Source organism: Stenotrophomonas sp. 05L413 (genome assembly GCF_056397945.1).
Genome location: NZ_JBFTOL010000001.1, coordinates 475,858 through 489,846, shown reverse-complemented (window position 1 = coordinate 489,846; position 13,989 = coordinate 475,858). Strand labels below are relative to the sequence as shown.

The following is a 13,989-nucleotide window of genomic DNA, read 5'->3' as shown; positions in this document are numbered from 1 at the left end:
GGTCCGGCTTTTTCGCTTACGCATCACCCTTCAAGACGAGTCCGCCTACCGTGCCAAAGACCTTCCATCGAACCGACCGTGTTTCCGCCCAGATCCGCCGCGAACTGGGGACGCTCGTGCACAACGCCGTGCGTGTACACGGCCTGCCTTCGGTGAGCGTCTCCGACGTGGAAATCACCCGTGACATGGCGCATGCCAAGATCTTCGTCACCGCGCTGATGCCCGAACGTTCGGTGGAGGCCATGAAAGGCCTGAAGGAATTGGCCTGGGAGCTGCGGATGGAGCTGGCGCGTGCGATGAAGCTGCGCCACGTGCCCGAGCTGCACTTCCACTACGATGATTCGGTGGATCGCGGCGAGCGCATCGACAACATCCTGCGCGATCTGCCCGATACGCTGGCGGCAGAGAAGAGCCGGCAGGGTGATGACGGCGGCGAAGACGACGAAGGCGAAGACGCCGACGAAGGCGAAAAGAAAGCCTGATGGACCAACAGCCCGAAAGGGCTGTTGTCTTATGGGGCGGGGCCTGTCGCAGTGCGACCGCTCCGCCGGAGGCCGGATTGACCGGCAGCGCCACACGGCGCCGTTTTGAATTGAATGCATGGCACCCCGAATTTCATTCCGCCGCCTGGATGGCATCCTGCTGCTCGACAAGCCGACCGGCATGAGCTCCAACGCGGCCCTGCAGGTGGCCCGCCGCCTGTACCGCGCCGAGAAGGGCGGCCACACCGGCAGCCTGGATCCGCTGGCCACCGGTCTGCTGCCACTGTGCTTCGGTGAAGCGACCAAGATCGCGGGCCTGCTGCTCGGCTCGGCCAAGGCCTATGACGCCGAGGTGGTGCTGGGCGAGACCACCGATACCGACGATTCCGATGGCACCGTGCTGCGCGAGCGCCCGGTCCCGGCCATCAGTGCGGCCGAACTGGAGGCGGCGCTGGCACCGCTGCGCGGTCGCATCCGCCAGCGCGCCCCGATCTACTCCGCGCTCAAGCAGGGCGGCGAGCCGCTGTACCTGAAGGCCCGCCGTGGCGAGGCGATCGAAGCGCCGGAGCGCGATGTGGAGGTCCACGCCCTGGAGGTGCTGGCGCAGCAACCGACCCGGCTGTCGCTGCGGGTGACCTGCGGTTCAGGCACCTACATCCGCAGCCTGGCCCGCGATCTTGGCGAGACGCTGGGCTGCGGCGCCCATATCGCCGGCCTGCGCCGGCTCTGGGTGGATCCCTTCCGTGAGGCACCGATGGTCACCCTGGAGACCCTGCGCGCCTTGGCCGAGCAGGGCGATGAAGCCGGCATGGAGGCCCTGCTGCTGCCGCTGGACGCGGGTCTGGCCCATTACCCCCGGGTCACGGTGGACGACGAGCAGACCCGTCGCTTCCGCGTCGGGCAGCGGATCCGGGACGCCAGCTGGCCGCAGGGTGGGGTGGTGGTCTTCGGCCCGGCGGAGGCAATCCAGGGCCTGGGCCAGGTCGACGAGACCGGTCTGCTGGCCCCGCAGCGCCTGTTCAACCTCTGATCGAGCCGCCCGGGCACCACCCCGGTCCTTGTTCCTGACGCCCGCGGACGTTACAATTCCGCGGCCTTTTCAGGCTTCCCGCGTTCTGCGGGTTCATCCTTTCGTTAACGGCGAGTCGCGCGGTACGTCAATGGGACGTTTCTGCGGGCCACGCATCCAAGAGAAAACAGATATGTCGATCGACACCCAGAAAGTCATTGAAGACAACAAGCGCAGCGCGGCTGACACCGGCTCCCCGGAAGTCCAGGTCGCTCTGCTGACCGCCCGCATCGAACTGCTGACCGGCCACTTCAAGACCCACAAGAAGGATCACCACAGCCGTCGTGGTCTGCTGCAGATGGTCAACCGCCGCCGCAGCCTGCTGGACTACCTGAAGAAGAAAGACGCTCCGCGTTACAAGGCCCTGATCGAAAAGCTCGGCCTGCGTCGCTAAGCACGAACCCCCACCGCGGCGCAGGAATGCGCCGCGGTTTTGTTTTGGCAGTACCGCATCAAACGTATGGGCCGGACAACCGGTCACCCGTCGGCGGCAAGGGTCGCCCGCGGTCCATTGAAGAAAGCATCATCCAAGGAAACCCCCGTGGCAAAAATCACCAAAACCTTCCAGTACGGCAAGCACACCGTCACGCTTGAAACCGGCGAAATCGCCCGTCAGGCCGGCGGTGCCGTCATCGTCAAGTTCGACGACACCGTGCTGCTGGTCTCCGCCGTTGCCGCCAAGAGCGCGCGTGAGGGCCAGGACTTCTTCCCCCTGACCTGCGACTATCAGGAGAAGTTCTACGCAGGTGGCCGTATCCCGGGTGGCTTCTTCAAGCGCGAAGGCCGCGCGACCGAAAAAGAGACGCTGATTTCGCGCCTGATCGATCGCCCGATCCGTCCGCTGTTCCCGGAAGACTACAAGAACGAAGTTCAGATCATCGCCACGGTGATGTCGCTGAACCCGGACATCGATGGCGACATCGCTGCCCTGATCGGCGCCTCGGCTGCGCTGTCGCTGGCCGGCACCCCGTTCAAGGGTCCGATCGCCGCCGCCAAGGTGGGTTACAAGAACGGTGAGTACATCCTCAACCCGACCGTGACCGAACTGAAGGATTCGGAGCTGGAGCTGGTTGTCGCCGGTACCGCCAACGCCGTGCTGATGGTGGAATCCGAAGCCGCGCTGCTGTCCGAAGACGTGATGCTGGGCGCTGTGACCTTCGGTCACCGCGAAATGCAGAAGGTCATCAACGCGATCAACGAGCTGACCGTGGAAGCCGGCACCAAGCCGTCGACCTGGGAAGCCCCGGCCAAGAACGACGTGCTGATCAGCGCCCTGCAGGAAGCCATCGGCCCGCGCCTGGGCGAAGCCTTCCAGGTGCGCGACAAGCTGCAGCGCCGTGACGCCATCTCGGCGATCAAGAAGGACGTGGTCGAGTCGCTGGCTGGCCGTGTGGCCGCCGAAGGCTGGAACCCGGCCGAGCTGTCGAAGGAATTCGGCGAGCTGGAATACAGCACCATGCGCAACTCGGTGCTCGACACCAAGGTCCGCATCGACGGCCGTGCGCTGGACACCGTCCGCCCGATCTCGGTCAAGACCGGCATCCTGCCGCGTACCCACGGCTCCTCGCTGTTCACCCGCGGTGAAACGCAGGCCATCGTGACCATCACCCTGGGCACCGCCCGTGATGGCCAGGTCATCGATGCCGTCGCCGGTGAGTACAAGGAAAACTTCCTCTTCCATTACAACTTCCCCCCCTACTCGGTGGGCGAGACCGGCCGCATGATGGGCCCGAAGCGTCGCGAAATCGGCCACGGCCGTCTCGCCAAGCGCGGCGTGCTGGCAGTGATGCCGTCGCTGGAAGCCTTCCCGTACACCATCCGCGTGGTCTCGGAAATCACCGAATCCAACGGCTCCTCGTCGATGGCCTCGGTCTGCGGTTCCTCGCTGGCCCTGATGGACGCCGGCGTGCCGGTGAAGTCGCCGGTGGCCGGTATCGCCATGGGTCTGGTCAAGGAAGGGGAGCGCTTCGTCGTCCTGTCCGACATCCTGGGTGATGAAGATCACCTGGGCGACATGGACTTCAAGGTCGCCGGTACCGCTGAGGGCATCTCCGCCCTGCAGATGGACATCAAGATCGAAGGCATCACCGAAGAGATCATGAAGCAGGCACTGCAGCAGGCCAAGGCTGGCCGTCTGCACATCCTGGGTGAAATGGCCCACGGCCTGACCGCCCCGCGCGAAGAGCTGTCGGACTACGCGCCGCGCCTGCTGACCATCAAGATCCACCCGGACAAGATCCGCGAAGTGATCGGCAAGGGTGGTTCCACCATCCAGGCCATCACCAAGGAAACCGGCACCCAGATCGACATCCAGGATGACGGCACCATCGTCATCGCATCGGTCAATGCCATCGCTGCGCAGGCTGCCAAGGCCCGCATCGAGCAGATCACCTCGGACGTCGAGCCGGGCCGCATCTACGAAGGCAAGGTCGCCAAGATCATGGACTTCGGTGCGTTCGTCACGATCCTGCCGGGCAAGGACGGTCTGGTCCACGTGTCGCAGATCTCCAGCGACCGCGTCGAGAAGGTCGGCGATGTGCTGAAGGAAGGCGATGTGGTCAAGGTCAAGGTGCTGGAAGTCGACAAGCAGGGCCGTATCCGCCTGTCGATGAAGGCCGTCGAAGAAGGCGAGGGCGCCCCCGCCGCTGAGTAATCGGCCCACGCCGATCTCGCGGTAGGTGAGGACCGTCGGTCCTCACGCCTACGCAGACAAGAAAAAAGCGGGCTTCGGCCCGCTTTTTTTGTGCCCGCGTTCTGCGCAGCGGGGCGTGCGGGACAGATTGCGTGTTCATGCGCCGCAGTCGACGCCCTCGGGTGACATGTCTGTGGCGCTTACCCGCTCGCGCTGCGCGGCCTGCAGACCGTCGCCAGGCCCGCGCGGGTCAGCCGTGCGTGTCCGCCGGACGGATTCGCAGGACATCACCGCGTAAAGCGCCCACACACCACATCGCGCTGCTAACGTGGCCTCGCCTTCGATCCGGGAGATCCCATGTTCCGTTCTACTGTCGCTGTCCTCGCCGTCCTGATCGCCAGCGTCATGCCGCAGGCCGCTTCCGCCGCCGAGCCGTTGCCCAAGGTGATCGGTGCGTATTACCCCGGCGGCTCCGCCGAGCGCTATCCGGTGGAGAACATTCCGGCCGATACGCTGACCCATCTGTTCTACGCGTTCGCCACCATCGATCAAGGGCAATGCGTGGTCGCGCCGGAGGCGGATGCGCACTTCAAGGCGCTGGCCACGCTCAAGCGCGCGCATCCCAAGCTGCACACGTTGATCTCGATCGGCGGCTGGAACGCCGGGGGCTTCTCCGATGCAGCACTGACCGCCCAAAGCCGCCAGCGCTTCGTGTCTTCCTGCGTGGCGATGTTCTTCGAGCGTCATCGCGGCAGCTTTGACGGCGTGGACATCGACTGGGAGTTCCCCGTGTATGGCGGCCCGGCCGAGATCACCGACCGCCCGGAGGATCGCCGCAACATGACCCTGCTGGTGCGCGAGTTCCGCCGCCAGCTGGATGCGCTGGACAAGGCCGACGGCCAGCACCGGCTGGTCACCGCCGCACTGCCGGCCGGCCGCGTGCAGACCGATGGGCCGTATGATCCGGCACGGAGCTATGAGCTCAAGGCGCTCGGCCGCACGCTCGATTTCATCAACCTGATGAGCTACGACATGGGCACCGGCTTTTCAGCGGTGTCCACCTTCAACGCGCCGCTGCACGAGGTGCCCGAAGATCCGCTGGCACCCGGGCTGAAGCGCTGGAACAGCGTGGCCGGCGCGGTGGCCTACTACGAGCAGCAGGGCGTGCCGAAGGAGAAGCTGGTGCTGGGGGTGCCGTTCTACGGCCGCGGCTTCAAGCTTGAAGGCGACGCCAATCATGGCCTCTACCAGCCCTACAGCGTGCCGCATCCGGCCGGCGACTGGCGGCATATCCAGGCCAGCATGCTCGGCCAACCCGGCTGGCAGCGGCACTGGCACCGGGTTGCGCAGAGCCCGTGGTTGTACAACGCCACCGAGAAGGTCTTCGTCAGCTTCGAGGATCCCACCTCGATCGGCCTGCGCGCGAAGTTCGCCAAGGACAGCGGCCTGCGCGGTGTCTTCATGTGGGAGCTGACCGGCGACGATGCGCAGGGCAGCCTGCTCAAGGCGATGGTGGCGCCGTTCCAGGGCCCTGCGAAGTAAGCCCCGCGGGAAGGGGCACCGCGACGCAGGCACGTGCCCTATGCTTGCCGGCATGGAGACCGTCCGCCTGCTGGATCTGCACATCGACCGCACCGCACAGCACGTGCGGCGCGGGGATGAGGTGTTGCCGGTCAACGGGCTGACTTGGCGGCTGTTGGAGTGTCTGCTGGCGCATGGCGACGCCGTCGTCGATTTCGACACGCTGGCCGAGCAGGTGTGGGCACCGGCGGTGGTCGGCGAGGATGCGATCAGCCAGCGGGTGAAGTTGCTCAGGCAGGCCTTGGGCGATGACAGCCGACGGCCACGGTATGTGCGCTCGGTGCGCGGCCGTGGCTACCAGCTGTGCACACCGCCGCAGCCGGTGATGCACGACACCGTTGCCACCGTCACCGCTGGGGGTGCCCGCGCGACACGCAGGCACGGACGTACACACTGGGTCTGGATGGCAGCGGGAATGACAGCGGCCGCAGCGGTTGCCGCGTTGATCGCGATCCGCTCCGGCACCGCGCCGGCGTCGCCTGCCGATCCGGTGCTGCAGCGTGCTGCGTATTACGCGGGCATCGGCCAGGCCAGCAACAACGAGCGCGCGATGGCGTTGTACCGCCAGGCGCTGCAGATCGACCCCGAATCGTTGGCGGCGCGGCGCGGGCTCGCGCGGGCGCTGGCTGCGGATGCCTGCCTGTTCAATGGCGCCCGCGAGCGCGCGCAGGAGGCATTGGTGCTGGCCGGCCAGGGGGTCCGCATGGCGCCGGACGATGCGGCCGGATGGGCGGCGCGGGGCTACGCCTACGATTGCCTCGGCGCGATGCCGCAGGCCATGGCCGACTACCAGCAGGCCCTGCAGCGCGACCCGGATGACGAGCGCACCCGCGCCTCGCTGGCCTATCTGCATCAGGAACGCGGGTACCTTGCGCAGGCGCTGCAGGACAACCTGTCGCTGCGCGCGCCCGAGCGGGTTCGCTTCCGCGACGTGCAGGTCGCGCGCGAACTGGAGCTGCTCGGTTTCACCGATGCCGCCGCGCGCCGCCATGCACACAACTTCCAGCTCTATCCCGACAATGTGTTCGCCAACATCGCCTGGCCGCACAGCCTGCTGGCGATGGGCGAGCCGGGCAAGGCGCAGCAGGCGCTCGATCAGGCGCTGGCCCGCGGCACGCCGCATCCGCAACTGCTGCGCCTGCAAGGCGAACTGCTGCTGTTGAAGGGGGACCGGCAGGGCGCTGCAGAGGCCTTCGAGCGTAGCCGTGCCCTGCGTCCGCAGCAGTCGATGGGGCAGACCCTGGCCGGGCTGTATGGCGATGAGGCCGCCACGCCGGCGTGGGTCGCCACGCGCCTGCAGGCGCTGGAGGGCCAGGCGGACGATGGCTGGTCGGATACCGCGCTGGAACGCGCGTTGTTGCTGCAGGCGCGGGGCGACGCCGCCGCAGCGCTGGCGGCCCTGCATCACGCGGTGAACGCCGGCTTCCGCGATGCGGCGTGGTTGCGCGCCACCCCCTTGTTTGCGCCGCTGCACGGTGTGGCCGGCTGGCAGGGACTGCTCGACACGATCGAGGCGGATGTATCTGCCCAGCGTGCCCAGGTGTTGGCCGCCCCGTGGCGGCCAACAGACATCCAGGGCCTCAGCGCAGCGCGGGCAGCAGGAACTCGGTAAGGATGCGGCGCGACTGCGGGTGGGCGTAGCTGCGGTTGTAGGCATGGCTGGTGATCACCGCCACCAGCTTTTTCTCCGGCATCACGAACACGTAGTTGCCACCGTTGCCGGACATCGTCCACACGGTGCTGCCGTGCCCATCGACCGGAAGCTTCAGCCCCCACCACTGATAGCCGTAGTCGCTGCCATCACCGGCGGTGGCCTGCGCGCTGAGCATCGCCCGCACATAGCCGGCGGGGATCAGCTGCTTGCCCTGCCAGCGGCCCTCGGCCAGCACCAGTTCGCCCAACCGTGCCAGGTCCCGGCTGCGGTAACGCGTCCCACCGCCGCCCATGCCGATGCCCTCCGGTGAGCGGTTCCATCTGCTCGTGGTGATGCCCAGCGGGCGCTCCAGCACCTGCGCGGCGTAGTCGGCCAAGGATCGCTTCGTGGCCTGTTCCAGTACCGCGCCGAGCACGAAGGAATTGACCGTGCAGTAGGCATGCGCGCGGCCGTGCGGGCTGTCTTCCGGTCGCGTCATCCACGGTGCGAAGCCTTTGACCGGCAGCGACAGCGCGAAGTCCAGCCAGTGCTCGGTCACGTACATGCGCTCTTCGTTGCCGGCCGAGAATGCATTCTCGTCATCGCACTCCCACAGCGTGCTCATGGTGAGCAGGTCTTCCACCGTCATCGCGCGCAGCCGGGGATCGACGGGATGGCCAGCGGTGAACGCGGGAAAGTAGTCGTACACACGGGCCTGTACGCCGGGCAGGGACCCGTCGCCGATGGCCGCGCCGACCAGCATCGCGGTCACGCTCTTGCTGGCCGAGCGCACGTCATTGAGGGTCTCCGCCGTGCCGCCGTTGAAGTAGCCCTCGTACGCCACCTGGCCGTCCACCAGCAGCAGCACGCTGGTGACCTGTTTGATGTCCTGGCTGGCGATCGCCGATTCCAGTGCGGTGATCCGGGCGCTGTCCAGCGCCGCGGGTGCGGCGGGAGCGGTGAGTGGCAGGGCGGCCGCCAGGGCGAAGACCAGGGCGGCAAGTCGGTGTTGGTGGTGGTGCATGGGCAAGGCTCCTCGAGATGAGGGCCGACTACGCCATGACGCGGTCTGAAGTGCTGGAAAGGCGCCTGAAGAATTCTGAAAGCCCGCCGCAGCAGGCCTCCAGGCTAATCAGCGCGGTGCACTCCAGACGCTGTTCGGGTCGCCATGCCGCGCGCGGCGCAGGCTCGCACGGGCCAGCGTGGCAAACCCGAACGCCAGTGCGAGTGCCACGGCATCCACCCAGAACAGCGGCCAGTAGCCACGTGCCGCGCTCGCCCACGGCCAGTAGCCGGTCAGACCGCCGTGCGCCACCGCCACCAGTGCGGTGCTGATGGCGGCCGCCCACAGCAGCTCGCGGGCGGCCTGGTCGGGGCGACGCAGTGCCGCCCACAGCGCACACGCGGCCCAGGTGGCGAAACAGATCCAGCGGATGCCGTGATCCACTGCCTGCGGCGCGATCTGCTCCAGGATCTGCGCGCCCACGAAGCTCGCCGAGACTGCCACGCACAGCCCGATGCAGACCCCCACCGTGGCCCGGGCCATGTTGATCTGCGCGCGCCCCTGTTCCACCTGGCGCCGCTTGCGCCGCGATTCGATCCACAGCAGGTTGCCCGAGTAGAACAGGAAGGCGCCGCCCAGGCCGAGCAGGAAGTACAACCACACCACCACGCCATTGCCGAACTCGCCGAAGTGCAGCGCGTAGGCCGCACTGAGGGTGGCATGGTTGGCATCGCGCTGGCCGGGCAACTGGCTGCTCAGCAGGCGGCCTGTGGCCGCATCCAGGCCGACCGCGCCGAGCGGCCCCAGGGTGCCGCCGGATTCGCCGGTGATCTCGATCGTCGCGTTGGCATCGCCGGCATGGGCGAGCTTCAGGAAGGCTGGTTCGAAATCGGCCACGCCCTGCGCGCGCGCTACCTCGATGGCGCGTGCGTGCAGCATGCGCAGGTGGGTGTCATCGCCGGGCTGGCCGCTGGGCTCGCGTACCGGGGCGGTGTCCATCGCCGCCGGCACCGCCTGCAGCAGCTTGCCGTCGAAGATCAGCGGATTCAGCGCCGCCATCTGCAGGAAGATCAGGCAGAGCAGCGCGCCGGTGACCGCGAACATCAGGTGGAAGGGCAGGCTGAGCACGCCGATCACATTGTGCGCGTCCTGCCACATCTGCTTGAGGTTGCGGCCCGGGCGCAGCGCGAACAGATCGCCCAGCAGTCTGGGCAGGTGGATGACCAGGCCACTGAGCAGGGCCACGCCATACAGTAGGCTGACGATGCCCATCAGGTAGGTGCCCGCGACCGGCAGGCCCAGGCTGTAATGCAGCTCGTTGACCAGCTCGGCCAGCCCGGTCTGTGGCGGGTTCACGCTGCCGTCGTAATGGTCCAGCCAGGCGTACAGCCACGTGCCCTTGGCATCCTGCCAATACGCGATCGGCTGCGGATGATCCGCCCCCGGGAAGGTCATGCCCACGTGGGCGCGTGCGGCCGGGTGGCGCTCAAGTACGCCTTCGAGCAGGCGCTGCGCGTCGTCCAGGCTCGCGGCCGGGGTGTCCACCGCATGCGGGGTCTGCCACAGCGGCAGGTCGTGGTGGAACAGGGTCAGCGCACCGGCATAGAACGCCACGAACAGCGCGAAACCGGCCACCAGGCCGACCCACGTATGCAGCGTGGTGAAGGTGCGCAGGGTCTGGGAACTGAACTTCATCGTATCGCTCTCATTGCACCGCGCCGGTCAGGCGCAGCAGCCACAACAGGCCAAATCCGGCCAGGGCGGTCGCGCTCATCACGGCCCACGCCCGCATCCCGGTGCGGAAGCTGAAGGCCCAGATCGCCGCCAGCATCCACAGCGGAATGAAGGCGATCAGGCTGGGTACCAGTGCGCTCTGCCACGGCCCCGGCGGCAGCCAAGCGACCAGGCCGGTGGCCGCGGCCGCGACGAAGAACCCCGCCAGGAGGCCGGCGCCCGCGCGGGCCCACATCAGCGCATCACCTGTGCCGGGCGGTGCCAGGCAGCAAGCAGCGGCAGCAGAACCGCCACCAGCATCCAGCTGCACAGCATCACCACCACGCCGGTGGCGATGCCCAGATTGGCGATCCACAGCCACAGTGCCGCCACCGCCGCCACCAGACTGATCTGCCGGCCCAGCCGGCCGGCACGGCGCAGGCGCGGCCAGCGGCAGTGCGGTGAGGCGGCATACAGCGCCAGCGCCGAGAACGCCGAGCCGGCCAGCGCCAGGCTGCAGAAGCCAAGCGAGGTCAGGGCGACGGTGATCATCGGGCGGCCGCCGGCACGGGCGGCAGGGCGCGGCAGGCCGGGAAGGAAGCGGGGCAGGGCATGGGGGAATCCAATCGGCAAACCTGTCCTGGGCAGGACAGTAATCCGCGCATGGTAATCATTGCGGTTTGTGTGCGCCACACGGGCGCATTCAGGCGGTCCGGTCCCTCGGTCGCAGCGGCAGCGGCGCATTCATCGGCGGATTGGGTTAAGATCAGGGTATCTCTATCGAGGCAACAAGGTGGCCCGCGCCCTGCGCCGGTCTAGCGTGTGACATGAGCACTACCACCGCCCACCGCTGAACGCCCCCGACGGCCCCTGACGCAGGCGCCTTCGTGGCGCTTTTTTATTGCCTCGCCCCCGGATTCTCCAGGCCCCCTTGCGGGCCACCAGACCAAAGCACTCTCATGATCGCGATCACGCTCCCCGACGGCAGCCGCCGTGAATTCGAAAACCCCGTCAGTGTCATGGACGTCGCCCAGTCCATCGGCGCCGGCCTGGCCAAGGCCACCATCGCCGGCTCGGTCGATGGCGTGCTGGTCGATGCCAGTGACGTCATCGACCACGATGCCAGCCTGCGCATCATCACCGCCAAGGACGAGGAGGGCGTGGAGATCATCCGCCACTCCGCCGCCCATCTGGTCGGCCATGCGGTCAAGCAGCTGTACCCGGACGTCAAGATGGTGATCGGCCCGGTCATCGCCGAAGGCTTCTACTACGACATCTACTCCGAGCGCCCGTTCACGCCCGACGACATGGCCGCCATCGAAAAGCGCATGGCTGAGCTGATCGCGCAGGACTACGACGTCATCAAGAAGGTCACCCCGCGTGCGGAGGTCATCGAGATCTTCAAGGCGCGTGGCGAAGACTACAAGCTGCGCCTCATCGACGACATGTCGCCGGAGATCCAGGCCATGGGCATGTACTACCACCAGGAATACGTGGACATGTGCCGCGGCCCGCACGTGCCCAACACGCGCTTCCTGAAGGCCTTCAAGCTGACCCGCATTTCCGGTGCCTACTGGCGCGGCGATGCCAAGAACGAGCAGCTGCAGCGCATCTACGGCACCGCCTGGGCCGACAAGAAGCAGCTCGAGGCCTACATCAAGCGCATCGAAGAAGCCGAAATGCGCGACCACCGCCGCATCGGCAAGCAGCAGGAGCTGTTCCACCTGCAGGAAGAGGCGCCGGGCCTGGTGTTCTGGCACCCCAAGGGCTGGGCGCTGTGGCAGGTGGTCGAGCAGCACATGCGCCGTGTGTACCGCGACAGCGGCTACGGCGAAGTGCGCTGCCCGCAGATCCTGGATGTGTCGCTGTGGCAGAAGTCGGGCCACTGGGACAACTACCAGGAAAACATGTTCTTCACCGAATCGGAGAAGCGCACCTACGCGGTCAAGCCGATGAACTGCCCGGGCCACATCCAGGTGTTCAACCAGGGCCTGCACAGCTACCGCGATCTGCCGATCCGCTACGGTGAGTTCGGCTCGTGCCACCGCAACGAGCCCTCCGGTGCGCTGCACGGCATCCTGCGCGTGCGTGGTTTCACCCAGGACGACGGCCACGTGTTCTGCACCGAGTCGCAGATCGAAGCTGAAGTGACGGCGTTCCACCAGCAGGCGCTGGCGGTCTACACGACCTTCGGTTTCGACGAGATCCAGATCAAGATCGCGCTGCGCCCGGAAAAGCGCCTTGGCGATGACGCCACCTGGGACAAGGCCGAAGCCGCGCTGCGTTCGGCCCTGGGCAACTGTGGGGTCGAGTGGCAGGAGCTGCCGGGCGAGGGCGCCTTCTACGGCCCGAAGATCGAGTACCACCTCAAGGACGCCATCGGCCGTACCTGGCAGCTGGGCACGATGCAGGTCGATTTCATGATGCCCGGCCGCCTCGGCGCCGAGTACGTGGACGAAAACAGCCAGAAGAAGCACCCGGTCATGCTGCACCGGGCGATCGTCGGCTCGATGGAGCGGTTCATCGGCATCCTGATCGAGCACCACGCCGGTTCCTTCCCGTCCTGGCTGGCTCCGACCCAGGTGGTGGTGGCCAATATCACCGATGCGCAGGCTGAATACGTCAGCGAAGTGCGGAAAACCCTTGCAGATCAAGGCTTCCGCGTGAACGCCGATTTGCGCAACGAGAAGATCGGATATAAGATTCGCGAGCATACGCTGCAGCGGGTCCCGTACCTGCTGGTGGTTGGCGACCGTGAGAAGGAAAATGGCGCCGTGGCCGTGCGTACGCGCTCTGGCGAAGATCTGGGCAGCATGTCCGTCCAGGCCTTCATCGAGCGGTTGCAGGCAGAACAGTCCGTGTAAGAAAGTCCCGGCCCTGCGGATGCTCCGCGATGGGCCGGTTTGATTCCTCTGGGAGATTGCAATATCAGTACCCCTGACAACAAACAGAACCGCAAGAATCAGGAAATCCGGGTGCCGCGCGTCCGCGTGATCGGCAGCGACGGAGAGATGATTGGTGTGTTGACGCGTGACGAAGCGCTGTCGATGGCCGAAGACGAAGGTCTGGACCTGGTCGAGATTCAGCCGCAGGCTGATCCGCCGGTGTGCAAGATCATGGACTTCGGCAAGTTCAAGTTCGAAGCGCAGAAGAAGGCCAACGAGGCCAAGAAGAAGACCAAGCAGGTCGAGATCAAGGAAGTGAAGTTCCGCCCGGTCACCGATGAAGGTGATTACCAGATCAAGCTGCGCAAGATGCGCGGTTTCCTGGAAGAGGGCGACAAGATCAAGGTCAACATCCGCTTCCGTGGCCGTGAAATGAGCCATCAGGAACTGGGTCGCGAAATGGCCAGCCGGATCGAAGGTGATCTGGGCGAGGACATCGTGATCGAGTCCCGTCCGCGCCTTGAAGGCCGGCAGATGGTGATGATGATCGCGCCGAAGAAGAAGTAACCGGCCATCGGCCCCAGCCCGGACGGGCGGGGCGTAGCGCCGGGCCATGCCCGGCTGCCGGCGCCGCCGGCGTCGAGTGCTTCAGATTCGCGTTACAAGGCACGGGCGCCTTTTCAGGCGCCTGCTGCCGTTTGCCCTGGCCGCAGCCTCTGCGGCCCGTCCGGCGGGCGTTCCACGCCTGCCGGCACCGGTAAACACCCGCCCAATCAAGCGTTTGCAACTGCCTGGATTCACGGGCATAATGGGCGGCCCCGTTTTGCGGGGGTGCTGTTTTGAACGGTTTCCCGCCCCACAAAGGCACGCTGTTTCAACGGCAAACAGGACCGGCCTGGTTCCCATAGGGGATCCCGGGCTTACAAGCAGGCAAGGGCACGGACGGAAAGTGTGGCAATGCCACCGCCCTGGTCAGTGACAAAACATCATC

The 13,989-nt window shown here is 66.5% G+C and carries 12 protein-coding genes; 8 read left to right on the top strand and 4 right to left on the bottom strand.

Annotated features, from left to right (window positions below; translation table 11 throughout):
• Positions 1 to 50 precede the first annotated feature (50 nt).
• From rbfA to AC1DIQ_RS02185, 6 genes are all read left to right on the top strand, one after another.
• Entirely contained in the window at positions 51 to 482 is a 432-nt protein-coding gene (rbfA, locus tag AC1DIQ_RS02210) for a 30S ribosome-binding factor RbfA (RefSeq protein WP_121038388.1), read from the top strand.
• Between the two features lie 118 nt (positions 483 to 600).
• Positions 601 to 1,512 carry a tRNA pseudouridine(55) synthase TruB gene (gene truB / locus AC1DIQ_RS02205; RefSeq protein ID WP_478049378.1) on the top strand — a complete coding sequence of 304 codons (912 nt, stop codon included), beginning with the start codon at positions 601 to 603 and terminating at the stop codon, positions 1,510 to 1,512.
• 172 nt (positions 1,513 to 1,684) lie between these two features.
• Entirely contained in the window at positions 1,685 to 1,945 is a 261-nt protein-coding gene (gene rpsO, locus AC1DIQ_RS02200; RefSeq protein ID WP_038687260.1) for a 30S ribosomal protein S15, read from the top strand.
• A gap of 147 nt (positions 1,946 to 2,092) precedes the next feature.
• Positions 2,093 to 4,204 carry a polyribonucleotide nucleotidyltransferase gene (pnp, locus tag AC1DIQ_RS02195; RefSeq protein WP_121038382.1) on the top strand — a complete coding sequence of 704 codons (2,112 nt, stop codon included), beginning with the start codon at positions 2,093 to 2,095 and terminating at the stop codon, positions 4,202 to 4,204.
• Positions 4,205 to 4,540: 336 nt separating this feature from the next.
• Positions 4,541 to 5,725, top strand: a complete 1,185-nt coding sequence (locus tag AC1DIQ_RS02190) for a glycoside hydrolase family 18 protein (protein WP_478049377.1) — start codon at positions 4,541 to 4,543, stop codon at positions 5,723 to 5,725.
• A gap of 52 nt (positions 5,726 to 5,777) precedes the next feature.
• Complete coding sequence (locus AC1DIQ_RS02185; RefSeq protein ID WP_478049376.1) at positions 5,778 to 7,376, top strand: winged helix-turn-helix domain-containing protein; 1,599 nt, start codon at positions 5,778 to 5,780, stop codon at positions 7,374 to 7,376.
• On the opposite strand, the gene AC1DIQ_RS02180 is transcribed toward AC1DIQ_RS02185, so the two are convergent.
• The 4 genes from AC1DIQ_RS02180 to AC1DIQ_RS02165 form a co-directional block, all read right to left on the bottom strand.
• On the bottom strand, positions 7,345 to 8,421 hold the full coding sequence (locus AC1DIQ_RS02180; RefSeq protein ID WP_478049375.1) for a serine hydrolase domain-containing protein: 1,077 nt from the start codon (positions 8,419 to 8,421) through the stop codon (positions 7,345 to 7,347). The genes AC1DIQ_RS02185 and AC1DIQ_RS02180 overlap by 32 nt on opposite strands.
• 108 nt (positions 8,422 to 8,529) lie before the next feature.
• On the bottom strand, positions 8,530 to 10,095 hold the full coding sequence (locus tag AC1DIQ_RS02175; RefSeq protein WP_121038370.1) for a PepSY-associated TM helix domain-containing protein: 1,566 nt from the start codon (positions 10,093 to 10,095) through the stop codon (positions 8,530 to 8,532).
• Positions 10,096 to 10,105: 10 nt separating this feature from the next.
• Positions 10,106 to 10,369: a hypothetical protein gene (locus AC1DIQ_RS02170; protein WP_121038367.1), complete on the bottom strand. Its 264-nt coding sequence runs from the start codon at positions 10,367 to 10,369 to the stop codon at positions 10,106 to 10,108.
• Positions 10,369 to 10,665: a hypothetical protein gene (locus AC1DIQ_RS02165; RefSeq protein ID WP_121041160.1), complete on the bottom strand. Its 297-nt coding sequence runs from the start codon at positions 10,663 to 10,665 to the stop codon at positions 10,369 to 10,371. Before AC1DIQ_RS02165 ends, AC1DIQ_RS02170 begins: the two co-directional genes overlap by 1 nt.
• A gap of 407 nt (positions 10,666 to 11,072) precedes the next feature.
• Between AC1DIQ_RS02165 and thrS the strand changes: the two genes are divergently transcribed.
• Both thrS and infC read left to right on the top strand, forming a co-directional pair.
• Positions 11,073 to 12,977: a threonine--tRNA ligase gene (thrS, locus tag AC1DIQ_RS02160; protein WP_121038364.1), complete on the top strand. Its 1,905-nt coding sequence runs from the start codon at positions 11,073 to 11,075 to the stop codon at positions 12,975 to 12,977.
• A gap of 48 nt (positions 12,978 to 13,025) precedes the next feature.
• A complete protein-coding gene (gene infC, locus AC1DIQ_RS02155) occupies positions 13,026 to 13,565 on the top strand; it encodes a translation initiation factor IF-3 (protein WP_172838068.1) in 540 nt (179 codons plus the stop codon).
• Positions 13,566 to 13,989: the final 424 nt, after the last annotated feature.

What these genes read in the sequence shown, in the direction of transcription:
- truB (WP_478049378.1), top strand. Translation starts at nt 601, where the DNA reads ATGGCACCCCGAATTTCATTCCGCCGCCTGGATGGCATCCTGCTGCTC.
- thrS (WP_121038364.1), top strand. Translation starts at nt 11,073, where the DNA reads ATGATCGCGATCACGCTCCCCGACGGCAGCCGCCGTGAATTCGAAAAC.
- AC1DIQ_RS02170 (WP_121038367.1), bottom strand. Translation starts at nt 10,369, where the DNA reads ATGTGGGCCCGCGCGGGCGCCGGCCTCCTGGCGGGGTTCTTCGTCGCG.
- AC1DIQ_RS02165 (WP_121041160.1), bottom strand. Translation starts at nt 10,665, where the DNA reads ATGATCACCGTCGCCCTGACCTCGCTTGGCTTCTGCAGCCTGGCGCTG.
- AC1DIQ_RS02190 (WP_478049377.1), top strand. Translation starts at nt 4,541, where the DNA reads ATGTTCCGTTCTACTGTCGCTGTCCTCGCCGTCCTGATCGCCAGCGTC.
- rpsO (WP_038687260.1), top strand. Translation starts at nt 1,685, where the DNA reads ATGTCGATCGACACCCAGAAAGTCATTGAAGACAACAAGCGCAGCGCG.
- AC1DIQ_RS02180 (WP_478049375.1), bottom strand. Translation starts at nt 8,421, where the DNA reads ATGCACCACCACCAACACCGACTTGCCGCCCTGGTCTTCGCCCTGGCG.
- AC1DIQ_RS02185 (WP_478049376.1), top strand. Translation starts at nt 5,778, where the DNA reads ATGGAGACCGTCCGCCTGCTGGATCTGCACATCGACCGCACCGCACAG.
- AC1DIQ_RS02175 (WP_121038370.1), bottom strand. Translation starts at nt 10,095, where the DNA reads ATGAAGTTCAGTTCCCAGACCCTGCGCACCTTCACCACGCTGCATACG.